Source organism: Streptomyces sp. NPDC026575, from assembly GCF_055567415.1.
This window is the reverse complement of sequence record NZ_JBVHQM010000005.1, coordinates 47,801-67,880: the sequence shown is the minus strand read 5'-3', so window position 1 is coordinate 67,880 and position 20,080 is coordinate 47,801. Positions and strand designations below refer to the sequence as shown.

Annotated in this window: 14 protein-coding genes and 1 pseudogene; 10 read left to right on the top strand and 5 right to left on the bottom strand. The window is 70.4% G+C overall.

The annotated features are described in order from the left end of the window. The first annotated feature begins 248 nt into the window (after positions 1–248). The 5 genes and pseudogenes from ACZ4NB_RS08230 to katG all read left to right on the top strand — a co-directional run bounded on the left by ACZ4NB_RS08230 (position 249) and on the right by katG (position 4,540). Positions 249–461: a helix-turn-helix transcriptional regulator gene (locus ACZ4NB_RS08230; RefSeq protein ID WP_328743602.1), complete on the top strand. Its 213-nt coding sequence runs from the start codon at positions 249–251 to the stop codon at positions 459–461. Then, positions 430–837: a hypothetical protein gene (locus ACZ4NB_RS08225; RefSeq protein ID WP_467659294.1), complete on the top strand. Its 408-nt coding sequence runs from the start codon at positions 430–432 to the stop codon at positions 835–837. Before ACZ4NB_RS08230 ends, ACZ4NB_RS08225 begins: the two co-directional genes overlap by 32 nt. A 579-nt stretch (positions 838–1,416) precedes the next feature. After that, on the top strand, positions 1,417–1,722 hold the full coding sequence (locus ACZ4NB_RS08220; protein WP_467659292.1) for a 4a-hydroxytetrahydrobiopterin dehydratase: 306 nt from the start codon (positions 1,417–1,419) through the stop codon (positions 1,720–1,722). Between the two features lie 105 nt (positions 1,723–1,827). After that, positions 1,828–1,965: pseudogene (ligD, locus tag ACZ4NB_RS08215) on the top strand (non-homologous end-joining DNA ligase LigD); the annotation flags it as partial. A 385-nt stretch (positions 1,966–2,350) separates the two neighbouring features. Next, positions 2,351–4,540, top strand: coding sequence for a catalase/peroxidase HPI (gene katG / locus ACZ4NB_RS08210; RefSeq protein WP_467659290.1), 2,190 nt, complete (start codon positions 2,351–2,353; stop codon positions 4,538–4,540). Between the two features lie 52 nt (positions 4,541–4,592). On the opposite strand, the gene ACZ4NB_RS08205 is transcribed toward katG, so the two are convergent. Both ACZ4NB_RS08205 and ACZ4NB_RS08200 read right to left on the bottom strand, forming a co-directional pair. Then, positions 4,593–7,436, bottom strand: coding sequence for a SpoIIE family protein phosphatase (locus tag ACZ4NB_RS08205; RefSeq protein ID WP_467659288.1), 2,844 nt, complete (start codon positions 7,434–7,436; stop codon positions 4,593–4,595). A 148-nt stretch (positions 7,437–7,584) separates the two neighbouring features. Beyond that, a complete protein-coding gene (locus ACZ4NB_RS08200; RefSeq protein ID WP_467659286.1) occupies positions 7,585–8,865 on the bottom strand; it encodes a helix-turn-helix transcriptional regulator in 1,281 nt (426 codons plus the stop codon). A gap of 365 nt (positions 8,866–9,230) precedes the next feature. On the opposite strand from ACZ4NB_RS08200, the gene ACZ4NB_RS08195 reads away from it, so the two are divergent. The 4 genes from ACZ4NB_RS08195 (at position 9,231) to ACZ4NB_RS08180 (ending at position 15,027) form a co-directional block, all read left to right on the top strand. Then, positions 9,231–10,604 carry an ATP-grasp domain-containing protein gene (locus tag ACZ4NB_RS08195; RefSeq protein ID WP_467659284.1) on the top strand — a complete coding sequence of 458 codons (1,374 nt, stop codon included), beginning with the start codon at positions 9,231–9,233 and terminating at the stop codon, positions 10,602–10,604. After that, a complete protein-coding gene (locus tag ACZ4NB_RS08190) occupies positions 10,601–12,631 on the top strand; it encodes a PEP/pyruvate-binding domain-containing protein (protein WP_467659283.1) in 2,031 nt (676 codons plus the stop codon). The genes ACZ4NB_RS08195 and ACZ4NB_RS08190 overlap by 4 nt, the downstream gene beginning before the upstream one ends. Next, positions 12,628–13,977, top strand: coding sequence for an MFS transporter (locus tag ACZ4NB_RS08185; RefSeq protein WP_467659281.1), 1,350 nt, complete (start codon positions 12,628–12,630; stop codon positions 13,975–13,977). The genes ACZ4NB_RS08190 and ACZ4NB_RS08185 overlap by 4 nt, the downstream gene beginning before the upstream one ends. Positions 13,978–14,382: 405 nt before the next feature. Continuing rightward, complete coding sequence (locus ACZ4NB_RS08180) at positions 14,383–15,027, top strand: LysE family translocator (RefSeq protein ID WP_467659279.1); 645 nt, start codon at positions 14,383–14,385, stop codon at positions 15,025–15,027. On the opposite strand, the gene uppS is transcribed toward ACZ4NB_RS08180, so the two are convergent. Continuing rightward, a complete protein-coding gene (gene uppS / locus ACZ4NB_RS08175; protein WP_467659277.1) occupies positions 14,996–16,822 on the bottom strand; it encodes a polyprenyl diphosphate synthase in 1,827 nt (608 codons plus the stop codon). The two genes, ACZ4NB_RS08180 and uppS, sit on opposite strands and share 32 nt — an antisense overlap. Further along, on the bottom strand, positions 16,749–17,597 hold the full coding sequence (locus ACZ4NB_RS08170) for a hypothetical protein (RefSeq protein WP_467659276.1): 849 nt from the start codon (positions 17,595–17,597) through the stop codon (positions 16,749–16,751). Before ACZ4NB_RS08170 ends, uppS begins: the two co-directional genes overlap by 74 nt. Positions 17,598–18,547: 950 nt before the next feature. Here ACZ4NB_RS08170 and ACZ4NB_RS08165 point away from each other — a divergent pair. Then, on the top strand, positions 18,548–18,937 hold the full coding sequence (locus ACZ4NB_RS08165; protein ID WP_467659274.1) for a YwqG family protein: 390 nt from the start codon (positions 18,548–18,550) through the stop codon (positions 18,935–18,937). Between the two features lie 207 nt (positions 18,938–19,144). Here the strand turns inward: ACZ4NB_RS08165 and ACZ4NB_RS08160 are convergent, their stop codons facing one another. Beyond that, entirely contained in the window at positions 19,145–20,035 is an 891-nt protein-coding gene (locus tag ACZ4NB_RS08160; RefSeq protein ID WP_467659811.1) for a GNAT family N-acetyltransferase, read from the bottom strand. Positions 20,036–20,080: the final 45 nt, after the last annotated feature.

Below are 20,080 nucleotides of genomic sequence, written 5' to 3'. Positions count from 1 at the left end.
CACCCCACGCGGCAGATGCATTCGGTTGCGGCGGGGCGTCGCGAAATGTCGGTGAGAAGTGACACCACCGGAGCCGCACTCGCGGGCGGGGTTGTGGCCTTCCAAGGGGCGGTCAGGGATGCACTCGCCCTTCCACACCGGGCTGGCCACCAGCACGGTGAACACGGTGCCCGAGGCGCCGCGCGAGCCCTGCCCTTCCTGTAAAGCAAGCTTGACAACCACTGAGGGGTGACAAGTAAGCTTTACACATGCGAAACAGCGTCAGGGAGCTGCGGTCGTCACGAGGACTCTCCCAGGGCCAGCTAGGCACAGCGCTCGGGGTCTCACGGCAAACGATCAACGCAATCGAGACCGAGCGGTACACACCTTCCCTGCCGCTCGCTTTGTCCATGGCCAGGTTCTTCGAGGTCAGCGTTGAGGAGATGTTCCATGTCGAAGAGAGCCCAGCAGATGACCAGTAACAGAGCCGGGCGGTCCGTCCCCGGCTTCTTCCTCGCCGTCGGAGGCGCCTGCCTCGTGGCCGCGACTTTCGGCGGCCGCCTCGCTCTCGGCCTGGTGACGTTCGGGATCCTGGCGGTCTGCAGTCTTGCCTTAGTGCTGCTGGGACGCCGGAGCGAGACCTATCAGGGCCTCACCGAGAAGGCTCCCGACGAGCGCTTCGCCCGGATCGGAGGGCGAGCCTGGGCTGGCACGGGCGTGGTGCTTACCGTGGCGAATCTCTACGCCTTCATCGGTGAACTGGCATCCGGAAGAAGCGGCGATCCGTACTTCTGGTTCGTGGCAACCGCCGCCATCGCCTACATCGCGTTCGTCGCCTTCTGGTCTCGGCATACCTGAGAAGCCATCGCCTCGAACGGCTCGCCAACGTAGGTCCGACCAGGCAACGCGATCAACCTGGTCACCTCGACCGCACCGCACTTGGCCACCAGCCGGTCGAAGATCCGCTTGATGCCGCTGCTTGCACGGCGCGTCCAGGTCCGAACTGGTCCTGCCGCTCGCCGACGTGCAGGGCACCTTCCTCGTCGGCGGGCTGCTGACCGTCGGAGCCTGCGCGGCCCTGCTCGGCGGGCGGCTACTGCCTGGGGCCCCTTCACGCTCCTGCGGCCAGCTCTCGGTTGACCGCCTGCGTTGACGAGACTGACCGTACGTCCCTCAGCCATTCACACTCATCTGACCTGGGCAGATAGGCACACGGTCTAGATAAGCAGCGTGACCAGTCCGAAGGTCAGGGCTCCGTTCCACACAGGTCGTGCCACGCCGAGACCACCTCCTTCCTTTTCATGACACCTTCGGGGCGCAGAGATCGCATGCCGTGGCCTGTTGCCGTGTTGCCCCCGGGACAGAGGCGGATCACAGTGTGAGTAGGGCGGCATCGCGGGACCGGTAGCTATGCGGATCAGGCGGGAGGGAAAAACCGTGACCAGAGTCCTTGATGACAGCGAGATCGAAGACCGGATGTCCGGCGCCGAAATGAGGGAATGGCGGCGCGACGGCAATGTGTTGCGACGCACCATCGAGGCACACGACTTCCCCACGGTCGTCCGCATGCTGGAGAGGATCGTGGTCGACACGCAGCGGCTGGACCGCCGTCCCGATATCGACATCCGTGGCGGCGTCGTGCAGTTCACGCTCCACAGCGCTACGGGGCTCACCGACGTCGACGTCGAATTGGCACACCGGATCGAGTTGGGCGCCGGGGCCTTCGTGCGTGGGCACGCCTGACCCTCTCCGTCCGCTGCCCAGGGCCGGTCCCCGCGTCCGGTTCGGCGGGCGCACGGCACTGCGCGCCGCCGCTGGGCCACGCACCGTGCCCCCCGTGTCCGCGAGGGAGAGCTGACGACCGAGGCACGCAAGAACAAGCGTCGGGGGCGGCTCTATCTGGACACGCAGCGCAATGCGTACACCCAGACCTCGGTGGCCCCTTACGCGGTCCGAGCCCGGCCTCATGCCCCGGTGGCCACGCCGCGGTACTGCTCCAGGGGCCCCGTGCTCTTGCCGGACACCATCGATGGCTCCCCTCGAATGAGGGCGGACAAATGCCGGATGTTCTCCCAACAGACGGTCCGCGGTCGAGTAAGGCCGCCTACTTGCACGATAGACACGTCCCCGTGGGAGCGCGCGGGAAGCCGCTCGACGCTCGATCCGCGGGAACCGAATCTTGTGATGCGGCGGTGCCCTGCGTGTTCTCGTGGCGGTGCGGTCTTCGGTGCGCAACCATACGGACGCCGACCCGGGCTCGATCACCGGCGTCGTGCGTGAGGGACGGTTCTCGCTGGCCGCTGGCCCGCGCCGAGTGCCGCGGAGCGAGCAGCCGGCTGAAGGAACACCGAGAGAGAAAGAAGGACGGAATATGTCCGGCAGTGAAAGCGAGAACCCAGTAATCGACTCCCCGGCCCCCTCTCCGACTCGGCCCAAGACGAACCGGGACTGGTGGCCCAATCAGCTGGACCTGCAGATTCTCCACCAGCACTCGTCGCGGTCCAATCCGATGGACAGGGACTTCTCCTACGCGGACGAGTTCGCGACCCTCGATGTCGACGCGCTGAAGCGGGACGTCTTCGAGGTCATGACGAATTCACAGGACTGGTGGCCGGCCGACTACGGACACTATGGGCCGCTTTTCATCCGGATGAGTTGGCATGCCGCGGGCACGTACCGCATCGACGACGGCCGGGGTGGTGGCGGCGCCGGCGCTCAGCGCTTCGCCCCCCTCAACAGTTGGCCGGACAACGCGAGTCTCGACAAGGCACGCCGGCTGCTCTGGCCGGTCAAGCAGAAGTACGGCCGGAAGATCTCCTGGGCCGATCTGCTGATCTTCGCGGGTAACTGCGCGATGGAATCCATGGGGTTCAAGACGTTCGGGTTCGGCTTCGGTCGAGAGGACATCTGGGAGCCCGAGGAGATCTTCTGGGGGCCAGAGGACACCTGGCTCGGAGACGAGCGCTACAGCGGCGACCGGGATCTCGCCACCCCTTTCGGCGCCGTGCAGATGGGACTGATCTACGTCAATCCGGAGGGGCCCAACGGAAACCCGGATCCGATGGCCGCCGCCAGGGACATCCGCGAGACCTTCGGGCGCATGGCGATGAACGACGAGGAGACCGTTGCGCTCATCATCGGCGGCCACACCTTCGGCAAGTGCCATGGCGCGGTCGATCCCTCGTACATCGGCCCGGAGCCCGAGGCGGCTCCCCTGGAGCAGCAGGGCCTCGGCTGGCGGAACACGTACGGCAGCGGCAAGGGCTCCGACGCGCTCACCAGCGGACTTGAGGGCGCATGGACGGCCGAGCCGACGAAGTGGGACCACGGCTACCTGGACAACCTGTTCAGGTACGACTGGGAGCTGACGACGAGCCCCGCCGGCGCGAAGCAGTGGACTCCCAAGGATCCGTCGGCCCAGGGCACCGTGCCCGATGCTCATGACCCCTCGAAGCGGCACGCTCCCATGATGCTGACGACGGACCTCGCGCTGAAGCTGGATCCGATCTACGGGCCGATCTCGAAGAGCTTCCACGAGAACCCGGACAAGCTCGCGGTGGCCTTCGCCAAGGCGTGGTACAAGCTGCTGCACCGCGACATGGGGCCCCTCTCGCGCTACCTCGGCCCGTGGGTCGCCGAGCCGCAGCTGTGGCAGGACCCCGTCCCCGAGGTCGATCACGACCTGGTCGCGGACGGGGACATCGCCGACCTCAAGGCCAGGATCCTTGCCTCGAAGCTGTCCGTCTCCCAGCTGGCCGGCACCGCCTGGGCCGCGGCGGCCAGCTTCCGCGGCACCGACAAGCGCGGCGGGGCCAACGGGGCACGGATCCGGCTGGCGCCGCAACGGGACTGGGAGGTCAACGCCCTGCCCGAGATCGCCGAGGTGGTGGAGACCCTCGACCGGATCCGGCAGGACTTCAACGGCTCGCAGACCGGCGGAACGAAGGTCTCGCTCGCCGACCTGATCGTCCTGGGCGGGTGCGCGGCCGTCGAGCAGGCCGCGAGGAACGCCGGACACGACATCACGGTCCCGTTCGCACCGGGGCGCACGGACGCCTCGCAGGAGCAGACCGACGTGGAGTCGTTCGGCGTGCTCGAACCCAGGGCCGACGGGTTCCGCAACTACCTCCGGGCGGGCGAGAAGTTGTCGCCGGAGACCCTCCTGCTGGACCGCGCCAACCTGCTGACGCTGACCGCTCCCGAGATGACGGTGCTGATCGGCGGGATGCGGGCCCTGAACACCAACTTCAAGGGCTCCCCGCACGGCGTCTTCACTCAGCGGCCGGAGACACTGACCAACGACTTCTTCGTCAACCTGCTCGACATGGGCACGGAGTGGAAGGCGTCGGCCTCCGCCGAGAACGTGTTCGACGGCTGCGATCGCACGACGGGCGAGGTCAAGTGGACCGCCACCGCCGTCGATCTCCTCTTCGGTTCGCACTCCCAGCTCCGAGCCGTCTCGGAGGTCTACGCGTCCGAGGACGCGACAGAGAAGTTCGTGCGCGACTTCGTGGCGGCGTGGGGCAAGGTGATGAATCTCGACCGGTTCGACCTGGCCTGAGCCCGACGGGGAGGCGTCCCCCAGGGGCGGCACCGGGAGGGTGCCGCCCCGCTCATCCGCCCGCAGGCAGCGTCTGCTCGCACCAGATGACCTTGCCGTGGGTGGTCTGCCGGGTACCCCAGCGCTCGGCGAGCTGTGCGACGAGCAGCAGGCCCCGGCCGCCCTCGTCGAACACGCGGGCCCGGCGCAGGTGGGGTGCGGTGTTGCTGCCGTCGGACACCTCGCAGATCAGCGCGCGGTCGCGGATCAGCCGCAGCCGGATCGGAGCGGCGCCGTACCGGACGGCGTTGGTGACGAGCTCGCTGACGACCAGTTCGGTGACGAAGGCGATGTCCTCCAAACCCCAGGCCGACAGCCGGCGGACGGCGTCCGCACGGACGCCGGCCACCGCCGCGGGGTCGGCGGGCACGTCCCAGGTCGCGACCCGCTCGGTGTCGAGGCGTTGGACACGGGCCAGCAGCAGGGCGGCGTCATCGGCGGGGCGGTCCGGAAGCAGGGTTTCCACGACTTTGTCGCACAGGGCGTCCAGCGAGCGGCCCGGAGCCGTCAGCGCCCGCTGCAGCGCGTCGAGCCCTGCGTCCATCCCACGCTCCCGGGACTCGACCAGGCCATCTGTGTAGAGGGCGAGCAGGCTCCCTTCGGGCAGTTCCGTCTCCATCGCTTCGAAGGGCAGCCCACCCAGCCCGAGCGGGGGCCCGGCCGGCAGGTCCAAGAGGGCGGCGGTGTCGTCCGGACGGGTCACCGCGGGTGCCGGGTGCCCGGCGCGGGCGAGGCAGCAGCGGCCCGACACCGGGTCGTAGACGGCATACAGGCAGGTGGCGCCGACGTCTCCCGGGGCGGCGAACTCCCCGTCGGACTCGGATTCGGCGGTCAGCCTGATGACGAGGTCGTCGAGCTGGGTGAGCAGCTCGTCGGGAGCCAGATCGACATCGGCGAGGGTCCGTACGGCGGAGCGCAGTCGGCCCATGGTCGCGGAGGCGTGAATACCGTGTCCGACCACATCACCGACGACGAGTGCCACCCGTGCGCCGGACAACGGGATCACGTCGAACCAGTCGCCGCCCACCCCCATCCGGGGATCGGCCGGAAGATACCGGAAGGCCGCCTCCACGGCCGACTGCTCCGGCAGCCGCCGTGGCAGCAGGCTGTGCTGCAAGGTGAGCGCCGCCGTGCGCTCGCGGTTGAAGCGCCAGGCGTTGTCCAGACAGACGGCGGTGCGGGCGACCAGCTCCTCGGCGAGGGCCAGATCGTCGGCCTCGAACGGCTCGGGGTGCCGGGACCGGGCGAAGTCCACCACTCCCAGCGTCGTACCCCGCGCGATCAACGGCACCTCGATCCACGAGTGGAATCCGTATGCGCGGCCTTTGGCCAAACGCGCGGGGTCCGCTGCCAGCCAGGCGTCGATGGCCGGATCCGCCACGCGATGCAGCTCCGACTGCCCGGTCGCCAGGCAGCGCGTCTGCGGTGAGTCCTCGGGGTAGAAGACGACGTCGCCCACCTCGACCAGGGCCTCCGGTGTGCCCTCCAGAACGGACCGGTGCGCCACCCGGCGCAGCTCGGCGCCGGTGATCGGTCCCGGGGGCAGCTCGTCTCCGGTCAGCAGGGTCTCCAACAGGTTGACGCTGACGAAGTCGGCGAGCCGGGGTACCGCCACGTCGGCCAGTTCCTGCGACGTGCGCCCCAGGTCGAGGGTGCTGCCGATGCGGGTGCTGCCCTCGTTCAGCAGCTTCAGCCGCTCCCGGGCCTCCTCGGCCCGGCCGGCCAGCGCACTCAGCTCGGTGGTGTCGCGCAGCGTGGCGACCCATCCGTCGGACCCGCCGTGCACGGCCGTGGGCCGGAGGTTGACGGCCAGCAGGCGGCTCCCGGACGGATGGACCTCGTCGGTCACGGTGCGCCCGGACCCCAGCAGCGCGGCCATCTCCGGGACCAGGCCCAGTGCGTCCAGAGGCAGCCCCTCCGCGCTCGCGCGCATGCCGAGCAGCTGCCGGGCCTCGTCGTTGGCCAGTATCAGCCGCTTCTCCGCGTCCAGGATCAGCACACCTTCCCGGACGGAGTGCAGGACGGCGTCGTGGTGCTCGTACATCCGGGTCATCTCGACGGGGCCCAGGCCGTGCGTCTGACGTTGCAGCCGCCTGCTGACCAGCGCCGCCCCGCCCGCGGCGAGGACCAGCGAGCCCGCCGCGACACCCACGAGGAGCGGCAACTGGCGGCTGACCGTGGCGCCGACATCCACGGTCTGCACGCCCGCGCTGACGATTCCGATCACCGTGCCGTCGGCGTCCGTGACGGGCACGAGGGCCCGGACCGCGCTCTGCGGCCTGCCCTTGAAGAGTTCGGTGAACGATCCGCCGGCCGCGGCACGGCCGATGTCGCCCTGGGCGCGTTGGCCGATCAGGCCGGGTGCGGGGTCGGTGTAGCGGATCCCGCTCTTGCTGAGCACGGAGACGAAACCCACGCCGGAACCCTTCCGGGCGGCCTCTGCGAGCGGCTGGAGTGCCGCCGTGGGATCGGGCGACTTCAGCGCCTGCACGACACCGGGGGAGTGGGCGAAGCCCTCCGCGACGGCGAGGGAGCGGTGGCGGGCATCGCCCTGGGCGTCGTTGGTGGTCTTGACCACCAGGGTCACCATCGCGGTGGCCGCGATCAGGATCAGGACCGTCAGCTGCCATACGAACGCCTGGCCGGCGACGGTCCGCAGGCTGCAGAGCGAGGTCAGGAACGCCTTCCAGGAACGGTCGGCGGCGCGACGCGCCACCGGGCCGGCTTCTGCGGCGTCGCGCCCAGGGCCGGGGGTCCGGTGACCTCGCTGGTGGCCTCGGCGTCTGTCGGCCCACAGGCGGCGCGGTGCGCGCCGGAGCGGACGCCCCAGTGCCGAGAGCCAGCCGAACCCGCGCATAGCACCATTTTCCATCACCCTCTGCCGGGGCGAGCGAACCCGGGCGCGCGAGGGGACGAACCGGCAGGATCTCGCCGCGGTGGCCGCCGACCGGGCCTGGAGCGGGCCGTACCGGGAGCGGGCCGTACCGGGAGCGGGCCGGGCCCGGCTACCTGCTTCTCGGTGCGGGGGTGCCGGTCACCGAGCGCGGCGGCCAGGACTGCGGGACGAGGATGCCGAGGGCGTAGGCGCGGGCGACCAGTGCGCATCTGTTGGGGGCGCCCAGGAGGTCCCGGAGGCGGCTGAGGTGGTAGTCGACGGTCTGGCGGGAGAGGTGCAGCGAGATGGCGATGTCCGCGTTGCTGCGGCCGACCGCCAGGAGCGACAGAATGCGTTCCTGACTTGCCGTCAGGGCCGGGTGGGACTCATGGGCGATGCCCTGGTGGGTGACGACCGCCCAGACGCTGGTGGCGCGGGCCGTGCCCCGGCCCACCGTCGTCAGGTGCAGCCGGGCCCGGCGCTGCCGGCCGTGGGCGTCGACGAGCACAGCGGAGGTCTGGATCCGCCGGCTGCGGCGGACTATCAGATCGCGCCAGCCGCGCCACAGCCCGGCTGATTCCGAGGCGGGTGCCAGCACGCTGTCGGCCCGGCGGCCGACCAGGTCGGACAGCCGGATCTGCAGTAGTTCGGCGGCCGCCGCGCTCGCCTGCTGGATCCGGCCGCCCGCGGAGATCAGTGCGCACGGCAGCCCACTGTGGTCGCGCAGCGCGCACAGGCTCTCCTCGGCCTCCCGACGCTGGTGGAGCGCGCGGGTGTAGTCGCTGATGTCGATGTAGATGCCGGCCACACAGGTCTCGGTGCCCTCCTGTACGGGGAAGCGGTGGCCGGCCGCCTGCCCGCTGCTGCCGTCCGGGCGGTGGTAGGTGAGGGTGTGCCGCACCGGCTTCCCGCGAGTGAGCACGTCCTTGTCGAGGGCGAGGATCCGCGCCGCGTCGACGGGGGAGTCGACCTCCGCGATGTGTTTGCCGATGACGTGCTCCGGTGTGGTGCCGTACAGGTGGGCGTAGGCGTGGTTCGCCCACAGGTGGCGGCCGTCGGAGTCCCGGATGAAGGCCGCGGCGGGGGCGAGGTCGGCGAAGGCGTCGTAGCGGCGGTGCGCGGCCGGGTCCCCGTCCACCTCCACGGCGAGCCCGCGGGAGCGGCCCTGCCGCGGTACGCCGGGACGCCAGTGCACGTCGAAGAGCCGGCCGTCGAACCGGGCCTGCCAGTGGCTTGCTCCGGAGGCGGGCGGGTCGGACAGCTCCTGGCGCACGGTGTCCAGGAAGCGCTGTGCGGTGCCCCGGTCGCCGAAGGCACCACCCCCGCTGTCGATCACCCGCAGTTCACCGTCGGCCTCCCACCAGGACACCGGAAGGTGTGCGAGCAGCGACTTCAGACCGGTCTCGTTCACAACGGCCCCTCTTTGGCGAAGAGTTCAACGAGTTCGACGACGGCGCGCAGGGTGCGCCACCGCCATGCGTATCCGGAGCCCCCCGGTCACATGCCCGCTTCTCGGCCGATCTGGGCGCGCGGGCCCCGGCCGCCGTACGTGCTCTCCTCACCGCCATACCGCATCACGAAATCTTCACCAGGTGACGGCGAACTCCACAACTCTGGCGTTTGCCTGAGTGAGTGAGGCCCTCAGCGGCGCATCCGGTGCCGCCCGGCTGCTTCTCTTGAAGTACGGCGAACGGACAGCGGATCCGGCGCCGTCGGCCGCCCCGGTCCACCGGTAGGAACGGCCCCCACCCCCGCCTGTAGAGGAGTCGAATTCCAGTGACCACGGTGCTGTTTGTGTATGCCAAGGGCGGTCCGCCCTTGGGGTATGCCCTGTCGCGGGTCGCCGCGCGGTCGGCAGTGCACCTGCTGGCGCTCAGCACGCTTCCCCCCAGCGCGGCCCCGGTCGCCGAGCGGCTGTGCGCCTCGGTGCTGACCCCCGCCGGGACGGAAGAGGACGACCTGGTTTCCCTGATCGTCTCCCGGGCCGAGGCCGTCGGCGCCGATGCGGTCATCAGCTTCTCCGAGTACGCCGTCGTCGCGGTCGCCGAGGCGTGTGTGAAACTCGGCCTCGCCGGGGCCGGCGGCTTCAGCGCGCTCGCCCGCGACAAGCGGCTGATGCGCCGCACCTGGATGCAGCGCGGCATCTCCCAGCCGCGGTTCCGTCCGGTGGCCGACGAGCAGGACCTCCGCGACGCGGCCGCCACGCTCCGCCTCCCCCTCCTGCTGAAGTCCGCCTGGAGCGCGGGCTCCACCGCACACCAGATCATCCGCTCCGCCGACGAGATACCGGCGGCCTGGGACCGGGCGGCTGCCGTGATGGCCGAATCCGCCGAGCTGGGCTACGCCGAGCTCCATGTGGCCGGAGCCGGCGGGGACTTCCTCGTCGAGGAGATCGTCCCCGGCACCGCCGACGGCTGGTTCGACCAGAGCGGCTGGGGCGACTACGTCAGCGTCGAGGGCGTCGTCGCCGACGGGGAGTTCCGCCCGGTGTGCCTCAGTGGCCGGATGCCGACCGTGGCGCCGTTCACCGAGCGCGCCGGTATCACCCCCGTGCCGCTGCCGGACGACACCCAGCGGCGCATCGTGGCCCTCGCGCGCGACGCCGTCGACGCGCTCGGCCTGGAGAACTGCGGTATCCACACGGAGATCAAGCTCGGTGCGGACGGCCGGATGTGGGTGATCGAGACCGCCGCACGGTTCGGCGGCGCGATGACCGTCCCCCAGATCGAGGAGGTCTTCGGGCTGGACCTCATCGGCATGCTCGTCGACCAGCTGCTGGGGCGGCCGGTCGAATGGCCCGCCCAGGCCCTCACCTCCCAGGACGCGTCCGGTGCGGCCGGCTCGCTCGTCGTCCTCGCCGTCGACGCCGCCGGTGACGCCTGGCCGGACCGCCGCCTCTGGGACTTCCCGACGGTACGGGACGCGGTGCCGCTCAGCGCCGGCAGCCGGCTGTCCGTGGTGGCCGAGAACTCGCTCCCCGACGGCGCCCCGGTGCCGGTGTACGACCCGACCGCGGGCGCCAACACGATGGCGGCGCTCTGCCTGCTGTCCGCCACCGACCCGGCGACCGTGCTCCACGACTTCCAGGCCCTTGTGCACGCCCTGCCGAAGGTCCTGCCCCTCACCGGCGCCACGGAGGCCCGCTCATGAACGCCACCCTCGTTCCGCCGGCCGCCGCTGCACGCCCCGTCGCCGATCGCACCGCCGTCGGCGCACACCTCGCGCTGCCGCTGTTCCGGAGCCTCGCCGGCTCCCTCGCCGGCCACCCGTACCTCAAGGTCGTGGTGGACCGCACCGAGGACACCTGGCATCTGCTCGACACCGCCGTCCACCCCTTCCACGTCGACTACATCGCCACCCGCGTCCTCGGCATGGAACCGGCCGAACTCGACTCCTGCCTGGACGCCTTCAACGCCTCGGTCTACATGGCCCCCGACCGCCGCTTCCTGCTCGGAGTGCTCTCCTTGCACACCGACCAGGACCCCCAGGACCCCCAGGGCCGCCCCCGGCCCTTCCTCGTCCTGGAGACGACCGAGGCCGACACGATGGACGGCTCGCTGCTGGAGGAGTTCTACACCTTCGTCCGCCACCGGCTCGACGGCCGGCTGTCGCTGCTGCTGAAGCCGGCGAACCACGGCCAGGAGCACGCTCTTGCCGCCATCAGCGACGTCCGGGTGCCGCGGATCCTCAGCCACGAGCTCTTCGGCCACCGCACCCGCACCCCGCTCAACCCCGGCGAAGCCGCCGGCCGCCTCCGCCACTTCCGTACCACCGAGGAGTACACGGCCGCGGCCGGCACCCTCGGCGGAGCCGACATCCTGGCCATGCCGTGCCTGCCGGACGATGTGCCGCGCGTCGCGGGCTTCATCAACACCGCGGCGACCACCCCGCTCTCCCACACCAACGTCCTCGCCGCAGGCTGGGGCATCCCCAACGCCATCGTCCGTGACCTGGACCGACTCATCGGGGCCGAGAGCCTGGACGGCGGCTGGGTCCAATACCGGGTGACCGAGGACGACATCAGCCTCGTCCCGCTCGCCGCGACGGCGGTGCCGCTCGCAGCTCCGGCCCGGACCCGGCAGCCGATCCGGCTGCGGACACCGCTGCTGGACGACATCTCGGCGCGGCCGCTGCACCGGCTGCGTCTCGCGGACCAGAACCGCTACGGCACCAAGGCGGCCCACCTCGGGGAACTCCACCACGTCCGGCACGCCCGCACCGCCGACCTCACCGCCTTCCACGGGAAGCCACGACCGCCCCGCCCCGACCTCTTCCGGCACCTGGCCGCCCGCCTCGGCACCCCGCACCCGGCGGCCCCCGGCGAACTCCGCACCGCGGCGGCCGACTTCGTCGCCGGCACCGTCGGCACGCCGGACGGCATCGCCCTCCCCTTCGGCCTCCAGCATCGCTTCCTGCGCTCCTCCCCGGCACTGCGACAGGGCATCCGCCGGCTCAAGGCGGTCCTCGACCACGGCGCCCCCGAGGCCCTGGAACCGCTCTGCCTGCGGCTGCAGCACCTCATCCGCACCACCGCCCTCCCCGCCGAGGTGGCCCGCGAAATCCTCCGGGCACTGCCCACCGGGCCGGCTGCCGGACGCCGTCTGGTGGTCCGCTCCTCCGCCAACGCCGAGGACCTGCCCGGCTTCTCCGCCGCGGGCGTCTACACCTCGGTCACCTCCGTGCACGGCGCGGACGACCTCCTCGCCGCCGTACGCGAGGTATGGGCCTCCCTGCTGTCGCCGCGCAGCGTCCGGCTCCGGCACCAGGCGGGCATCTCCCTCGACGACACCTACATGGGCGTGATCGTCCAGCCGTACCTGCCGGCCGCTCTCGGCGGAGTGCTGGTGACCTGCAATCCGACCAGGCGCTCGGACTTCCGCAACGTCTTCCTCAACTGCTCGCCCGGGTCACCGGAGGCCGTCGTCGACGGCACGGCGCCGCCCCTGCAGTACCTCTACAACACCGTCGAGGGCGGCGGCCGCACCGTCGCGGTCGGAGCGTCCGGCACGGACCTGCCCGCCGCCACGCGGGAGCGGCTGGCGGACCTGGCCCTGGCCGGCCGGCTGCTCCAGTCGCACTTCAGCGCACCGGACGTGGACCGCCCGCTCGACATCGAGTGGCTGATGACCGATCAGGGCGCGTTCCACCTGGTCCAGATCCGCCCCTACGCCCGATGAGCCGCCGCACCGCCCACCCGGGCGGCGCCGCTGCACCACGGACGGCTCCCCGCCCCCTGCCGCCACGCGCCCGCCGGATCATCCGCCTGAACAACGCCTTCCAGCTGCTGTTCAACCTCCTGTGGTGGATGCCGGTCTTCTACGCCTACCAACGGCAGGCGGGCCTCTCCGACGGACAGATCTTCGGCATCCAGAGCGTCTACTACATCGCCTTCTGCCTGTTCGAGATCCCGACCGGACTGGTGGCCGACCGCATCGGGGCCCGCAACTGCCTGCGCGCCGGCGCCGTGGTGATGACCGCGGCGAACCTGGCCCCCCTCCTCGCTCCCACCTACACCGGCTTTCTGGCGCACTTCCTGGCGATCGCCGCCGGTCGCTCCCTGACCTCCGGCGCCGCCAGCGCCTACCTCTACGACAGCCTGCGCGCCCAGGGCGCGGGCGAGCACTACCTGAAGGCCGAGGGACAGGCGAGGGCATGGGGCCTGGGCGCGAAGGTGCTGTGCTGGCCGCTGGTCGGCCCGCTCATGGCGCTCGCGCACGGCGCGCCCTACGCACTGAGCGCCGTCAGCGCCGCCGGCTCCCTCCTCTGCGCCCTGGTCCTGCCGGCCCAAGCCGCCCCCTCCCCGCCCGCGACCGGACCGCGCCGCCGGCTCGCGGCCCTGCACGACGCCACCGCCGCGCTGCGCACCGTACGCGCCACCCCGTGGCTCGCCCTGGTCATGGTGCAGGGCGTGGCCGTCTTCACCCTCTCCCGCATCTGCCAGGTCAACCTCTTCCAGCCGGTTCTGCTGGACCACGGCATCGGAGAGGGCTCGCACGGCGCGGTACTGGCCGCCATGACCGTCGCGGAGGCGGTGGCCTCGGCCCGCCCGCAGTGGCTCACCGCACGGCTGCGGCCGGCGTCATGGGTGACCCTGCTCAGCCTCGCGATGGCCGGGACACTGGCCGGTCTCGCCCTCGGCGGCCCATGGACCGTGATCGCTCTGCTCTGCCTGTTCGCCGCCGTCTGCGGCTTCGTCTACCCGCTCCAGCGCAAGCTGGTGAACGACGCCATTCCCCATGGCGCACCACGTGCCACCCTGCTCTCCGTCGAGAGCATCGTCGACCGCGCCGTGTGCGCACTGGCGGCGGTGGCCACGGGTGCCTACCTCGCGGCGGGCCGGCTGGACACCCTGCTGTGGCACAGCGCGCTGCTGACCGGCGCCCTGATGGCCGTCTGGCACCTGGCACTGCGACGCCCCCGGCCCCGCGCCCACCGCCACCCGCCGCTCCACCCCGTACGCCTAGGACCCGACCGCCCGGTCATGCGCGGAGTGGACGGCCGTGCGCAGCCCGCCGACGTCTAGGGCCTGTCCGATGGGTCGGGCCCGGCCAGGACCCATCGGACAGGCCCTAGGACGATCAGGAGAACGAAGGCGGCGAAGGCGGTGAGCGTGCGCATGTTGTTGAACAGTTCCCAGCGCCGCATATGCGTCGGCTCCGGTGCGTTGCCTTGGGGCGGATGAGTGGCCCGTGAGGTCGGTCCCGATAGGCGATGAGCGGGAGCCGGGGCCGGCTTCAAGGGTGGTGGGTTACCCGCCAGAAGTCCAAGATCCTTCACTTCTGGCACCCAGAACCGGCTGTTCTGGCGCGGCAGGACCGCCACCTCCACGCTCCGCCGGACTCCGGGCCGACCAGCGCATCGGGTGGTTTCGGCGGGCAGCCATCTGCTTGTATGCCCCCTGGGCAACATTCCAGGAGGTGACGGGCGCATGGTGTCCACGGAGAGCATCCTCGCGTTCGCGGCGATGTCGCTACTGGTGATCGTGATTCCGGGCCCGAGCGTGCTGTTCGTGATCGGCAGGGCCCTCGCGCACGGCCGCCGCACGGCGCTGGCAACGGTCCTCGGCAACCTGATCGGCTCGTACGGCCTGGTGATCGCGGTGGCCTGGGGCCTCGGGGCGCTGGTGGAGACCTCGGCGGCGGTGTTCATGGGGGTGAAGCTGGCGGGAGCGGCGTACCTCGTCTACCTCGGCGTGCAGGCATTCCGGCACCGCAAGGAGATGCGCGCGGCGGACATGGCGGCACCGGTCGCCGAGCGGCGCGGCGATCTGCGCACGATCCTGGACGGCATTCTCGTGGGCGTCACCAACCCGAAGGGCATCGTCTTCTTCGCGGCGGTGCTGCCGCAGTTCGTGAACCACGCAACGGGCCATGTCCCCCTCCAGATGATGCTGTTGGGCCTGGTCCCGGTCACCATCGGCATGGTCACCGACACCCTGTGGGGCCTGGGCGCCTCGGCGGCCCGCTCCTGGTTCGCCCGCTCGGACCGCCGCCTTTCGATGGTCGGCGGGGCGGGCGGCTTCGCGATGATCGGCCTGGGCGTCACGGTGGCGGCGACGGGCCGCGCCGACTAGGGCGTTTCTGGGCGGTGGCCTGGGCGGCTCCATGGCGACGTGTGCGCCGCGTGTAGGCATCGATGGCGCACCAGAGGGCTCGGCGATCGAACTCCGGCCACGGCGTGTCGAGGAACATCATCTCGGCGTAGGCGGTGTGCCACGGCAGGAAGTTGGAGAGGCGCTGCTCTCCGCCGGTACGGAGCAAGAGGTCGACGTCGGGCAGGCCGGCGAGGTGAAGGTAGGTGGTGAACTGCGCCTCGGACACCGTGCCCGGCTCGACGCGTCCGGCGATCGCATCCGCCGCGAGGCGGCTCGCGGCCGTGGTGATCTCCGCCCGGCCTCCGTAGTTCACACACAGCGTGAGCGTGAGTCGGGTGTTGTGGCGGGTCTGTTCGGTCAGGGACGTCAGGATGCTGACCATGTCGAGAGGCAGCCCGGCGCGCTGTCCGGTCCAGCGGATGCGGACGCCCTGCTCGTGCCAGACCGCGGCATGCTCTTGGAGCGTGTCGCGGGGCAGCGTGTGCAGGAGGGCGTTGACCTCGGCGGCGGGACGCTTCCAGTTCTCGGTGGAGAAGGCGTATACGGTCAGGTGGGCGAGTCCGATGTCGAGTGCTCCGTGGACCACGTCGTCGAGGGCTTTCATACCGGCCCGGTGTCCGTCGGTGCGCGGCCGGCCCTGGGCGGCGGCCCATCTGCCGTTGCCGTCCATGATGACGGCGACGTGGCGGGGAAGCAGGTGGGCGGGGAGGTCGGGCGCGGCCGGACTGGTGGACCGCGGGCCCCGCGGCTGGGGCGGGACCATCGGCTGGGACGCCGGGGTGTCGATGCCGGTGCGGGGAGGCGGAGCGGGAGCGCAGAACGACAGATCGCCGAGCGGAGACGGGAAGAGTGCCCAAGCGAGCGCGGTGGTTGTCCGCGCGGAGAGCAGCCGGCGTCGTGAGTGTCGCGGGCTGATCGTGATCCGATGGCGTGGGAGAGCGGCCGCCTGACGGTCGACGGCGTCCAGCAGCATGCGGTGAAGGTCGACGTAGCAGGTGAGGGCGGTGCCCATCGCGGGATGCAGGATGGGCGGCAGCTGTGGCGAGTTGTCGAACCACTGCCGTGCGGTGTCGGTGAGATGGTGGATCAAGTCCTCCAGACGGCGGGAACCGCGGCCCTCCAGCAGATCGTCGCGTCGCACACCGAAGCGGCCCATGACCTCGGCAGGCAGTCGGATACGGTCGCACGCACCGTCCTCCCCGAGATCGGCAAGAGTGTCAGTGAGGTTGATCGCCCGCGCCAGGTTCTGCCATACGTCCAGGGCCTCGGCCTCCTTGCGTAGACTTACGGACAGGCCGGCGTTCTGAACGAACATCGATGCCGTCTGGATCACGAAGGGCGCGTTGACCAGGGCGACGTAGTCGTACCAGTCGTCCCACGTGGCGAACTCCTGGCCGGCGGCGTCGGCGAGTTGTCCCTCGAAGACCGTTCGAAGGTAGTCGGGGGGCAGGTGCCAGGCACGCACGGTGTGAAGGAGCGCGGCACAGATCGGATCGTCGCTGCGACCCCGGTGCACGTCCTGCTCGAACGCCCGGATCCAGGTGGGCAGCCGCCGGGGCCCGCCCACACGGTTTGCGTCTTCCTCAGCAAGGTCGTCGATGGTGCGAGCCGCGCCGTACAGCGCCCAGATCGCGACCCGGAGTTCGCGGGGCAAGAGCAGGGTTGTCGCGTACTCGATCTCACCGGTCCGCCGAGTTGCCCTACGGCACCTCTCGAAGCCCTGCTGCGCCACCGGCTCGGTGATGCCCAGGCGCCGATAGCGCGCTGCGCGCATGCCGGTCTCCTCTCTTCGCCGCTTGGCTTCCCACGAGAGCCCCGAGGCGTGGCACGAGCAGGTTGCGCGCGGTCTGATAGCAGGCGTAGGCGGAAGCGGTGAACGGGACGTATCCGAGGTAGCCCGGCAGCGGCATTTGGAAGAGACGGGGGTGCGAGAGGAAATCCGGCAGGTGGTAGACCCAGTGCACCCCGGCGGTCCAGTAGTTCCAGAACTCCCAGAGGAACCCGCACGCCAGCCCCGTCGTAGCCAGCACGAACGGAAGTCGCCACCGGCCGTGGGCCGCCTCGTCCCAGATACTGGGCCAGCCCAGACGACCGTTGATCGGGTCGAGGATCATCAGCGGGAACATCCACACCATCGGGAACAGCTGGCGTGGAAACCACAGCATCATCACGAACCCGACGATGCCGAGTGCCGTCATCGACCACGACAACAGGGCGTTCCGCGGCAGACGCGGACCCCGCCAGGGACCGCGAAAGAGCCGCATGGACCGCAGCAGCTCCGCGGTTTCCAAGAGGGCGGGCACCACAGTGCTGAAACACAGCGAGAACAACAGCACGTGGCTGATCTGATTCTGCGGAACCGGATGCACGTAGGACCAGTTGTGCAGGCGCCAGTTACACCATTCGAACACCCACCAGAAGGGGACGGAGAAGACGAAGACGAGGACGAAGCAGGCCGGGCCCCGGTCGATGGGCGAGGTGTCGGTGCGCCGGTGGACCAGTCCGTCGACCGTGAGGATGTAGCCGAGCCACAGCCCGAAGAAGAACACTTCGGTCCAAGCCGTAGCAGCCGTCCAATACAGTGTCCAATTCACTGCCGTCAGGCCCAAACCCGCGAATATGCGGCGAGGGACCGGACCGGTGCTTAGATGCCTTGACGCAACTCCTCTACCACTGGGCATAACCCTCCCCGGCCTAGAACTTCCTCCGCGCAATCAGCACGGCCTTGTCGACGGCCGGTCGCTCACGCGGCAACTGATCGGAATTCACAGTTTCGCCGACCATGACGGAGCCCAAAAGGCGCAACCACCTCACAACGACGCACACACGATGCGCAATGTGCGCATCACGCTCCGAGCCCTGCGCCCTCACGCAACCCGTACGTCGCACACCCCCATACGCCCTGGTTGCGTTGTCCGTGCATACTTGACTGCGCTCTCGGGGGATGGATGGCCACGTCATTTCCGGTCCGCCGCCCAGGGGCGTCGGTCGACGCCCCGGTGAACCCGGGGTAGCCCGCTGGACCACCGCGATGTGGACCGGTTGTCACTGACGGCCTCTACGCTGCGAGCGAGCCACGAGCAGCTGACCGGGAGGCACGATGACCCACACCCCCAGACCGACGAGCGAACAGATACTCGCGGTGCTTCCCGAACTTGCCCCTCACGCGCGCGAGGCGGTCATACTTCACCCCGAGCGGGCAGAGCCGGACTGCCGGGACAGTTCCATCGGCGGACCACTGCTGTGGCCCGGTGACGAGCCGTGGCCCGAGTGCTCCTTGCCCGACGAGAACTGCCCTGACGGTGCGCCTGCCACGGCGATGGTGCCCGTCGCACAGATCTTCCGCCGCGATGTGCCGGGACCCTGGTGGCCCGTTGGTATCGACCTCCTTCAGATCCTTTGGTGCCCGAATGAACACGGGGATCCTCCGGCCCGGCAGGCCGACGACAGCCCTGTGGTCGAGGTGCGATGGCGTCGTGCCGCTGACGTGATCGGTCCGTTGACGACTCCGCCGTCGCCCTCGCGCTGGGAGGAGGACGGCTACCTACCGCAGCCGTGCGCCCTCACCCCTGAGCGCGTGACCGACTTCCCCTTCCGTGAGGAGCTGCCGGCGGAACTCCGTCCACGGCTTGCGGAGCTGGTCCGCGAGACCGGCGACGGCGGTGACGTCATCACCCGCCTCGCCGGCTGGAAACTCGGCGGCTGGCCTACCTGGCACCTGGCGCACCCCATGACCTTCGTCTGCGGTGACTGCGGGACGGACATGACCTTGCTGTTCACCGTGGCCAGCGACGACGAGACGGGGGTGATCGTCGGCCGCTGGGGAGATCTGCGCATCTTCACCTGCCCCGCAGACCACCGTCACGCCTACGAGATAGACCTGCACTGACCTGATGGACCTGCACCGACCTGCGGCTCTCGTCACTCGCGGTACGGCCCATCGGACAGGCCCTGGTGCCGGCGCCTGTTGTGGTCAGCAGGCCCGGCGGTGCTTGCGGGCGGACAGTGCCCGGGCGCTGGGGGCCGACACCGGCGAGGCGGCCGACAGCACCTCAGCCTGAGCTGCGGGCATCGCGGCTGTGGGTTCCGTAGGGCTTCAAAGGTCGAGCTGGTACTCCAGGGCCTTGCGTGTGGGGACGTACCCCAGCGCGTCATTGATGCGCCGCATGTGCGGGTTGCTGTCCGCCGTATCGGTGACCAGGCCGGCGAGTTCGGGGTGGTCGGTGCGGGCGAGGCGGATCGACTCGGCCTTCATCCAGCGCCCGAGGCCGTGGCCGCGGTGCTCGGGCAGTACGCCGGTGCCGTAGTGCAGCCCTTCGCCCTTGCCGTCGCCAGGCACCACGAGCTCCGAGAAGCCGACGATCGAGCCGTCCGACTCGTCGACGGCGGCCACCGTCGTGAGCAGCTCCCCGCGGTCGGCGACGGCCTTGGCAGCGGCCAGAACCCGCTCGACGTCCCAGGCCACGACACCGTAATCGGTGTCGTCCATCGGCATGTCGTCCATCGCGCGGCGCGAGTCGGCGAAAGTCTTGGCCAGCTCCTCGGGGACGGTGCCGCGCCATGACGCGAGACGGTAGCCAGGGTGCGGCCGCTCGACGATCGCGTCGATCCCGTCAACCTTGCTGCTGTCCCATCCGTCCAGAGCAAGTCGGGCATACGTCAGTGTCAGCACCCTGCGGAAGCCGTTTGCGGCAAGGAAGTGATCGCCGGGCGTGCCCGCGTCGGCCTGTGCGACCACCGAGCGCCTTCCCGCCTCCCGCGCGGCCGCCACCGCCGTCTCGACCAGCCGCGATCCGACCCGCCTGCGTCGCTCCGCCCTGTGCACGTTCAACTGCAGCTCGGCCAGGTGCTCCTGGCCCTCCCGGGTGAACACCCGTAGAAACGCACACCCGAGCGGATCGCCGTCATCCCCGCTGGCCAGCCACGCGAGGCGATAGCCGGACGAGGTGCGGTCGGGCTCGGTGAGGGCAGTGATGCGGAGGGACAAGGTGACTCCGGTGTGGTCAATGGGTTGCGTATGGCCATAGTTGAT

Bases quoted from the DNA above. Each gene is read 5' to 3' on its own strand.
- ACZ4NB_RS08230 (WP_328743602.1), top strand. From the start codon at position 249: ATGCGAAACAGCGTCAGGGAGCTGCGGTCGTCACGAGGACTCTCCCAG.
- ACZ4NB_RS08225 (WP_467659294.1), top strand. From the start codon at position 430: ATGTCGAAGAGAGCCCAGCAGATGACCAGTAACAGAGCCGGGCGGTCC.
- katG (WP_467659290.1), top strand. From the start codon at position 2,351: ATGTCCGGCAGTGAAAGCGAGAACCCAGTAATCGACTCCCCGGCCCCC.
- ACZ4NB_RS08205 (WP_467659288.1), bottom strand. From the start codon at position 7,436: ATGCGCGGGTTCGGCTGGCTCTCGGCACTGGGGCGTCCGCTCCGGCGC.
- ACZ4NB_RS08190 (WP_467659283.1), top strand. From the start codon at position 10,601: ATGAACGCCACCCTCGTTCCGCCGGCCGCCGCTGCACGCCCCGTCGCC.
- ACZ4NB_RS08185 (WP_467659281.1), top strand. From the start codon at position 12,628: ATGAGCCGCCGCACCGCCCACCCGGGCGGCGCCGCTGCACCACGGACG.
- ACZ4NB_RS08180 (WP_467659279.1), top strand. From the start codon at position 14,383: ATGGTGTCCACGGAGAGCATCCTCGCGTTCGCGGCGATGTCGCTACTG.
- uppS (WP_467659277.1), bottom strand. From the start codon at position 16,822: ATGCGCGCAGCGCGCTATCGGCGCCTGGGCATCACCGAGCCGGTGGCG.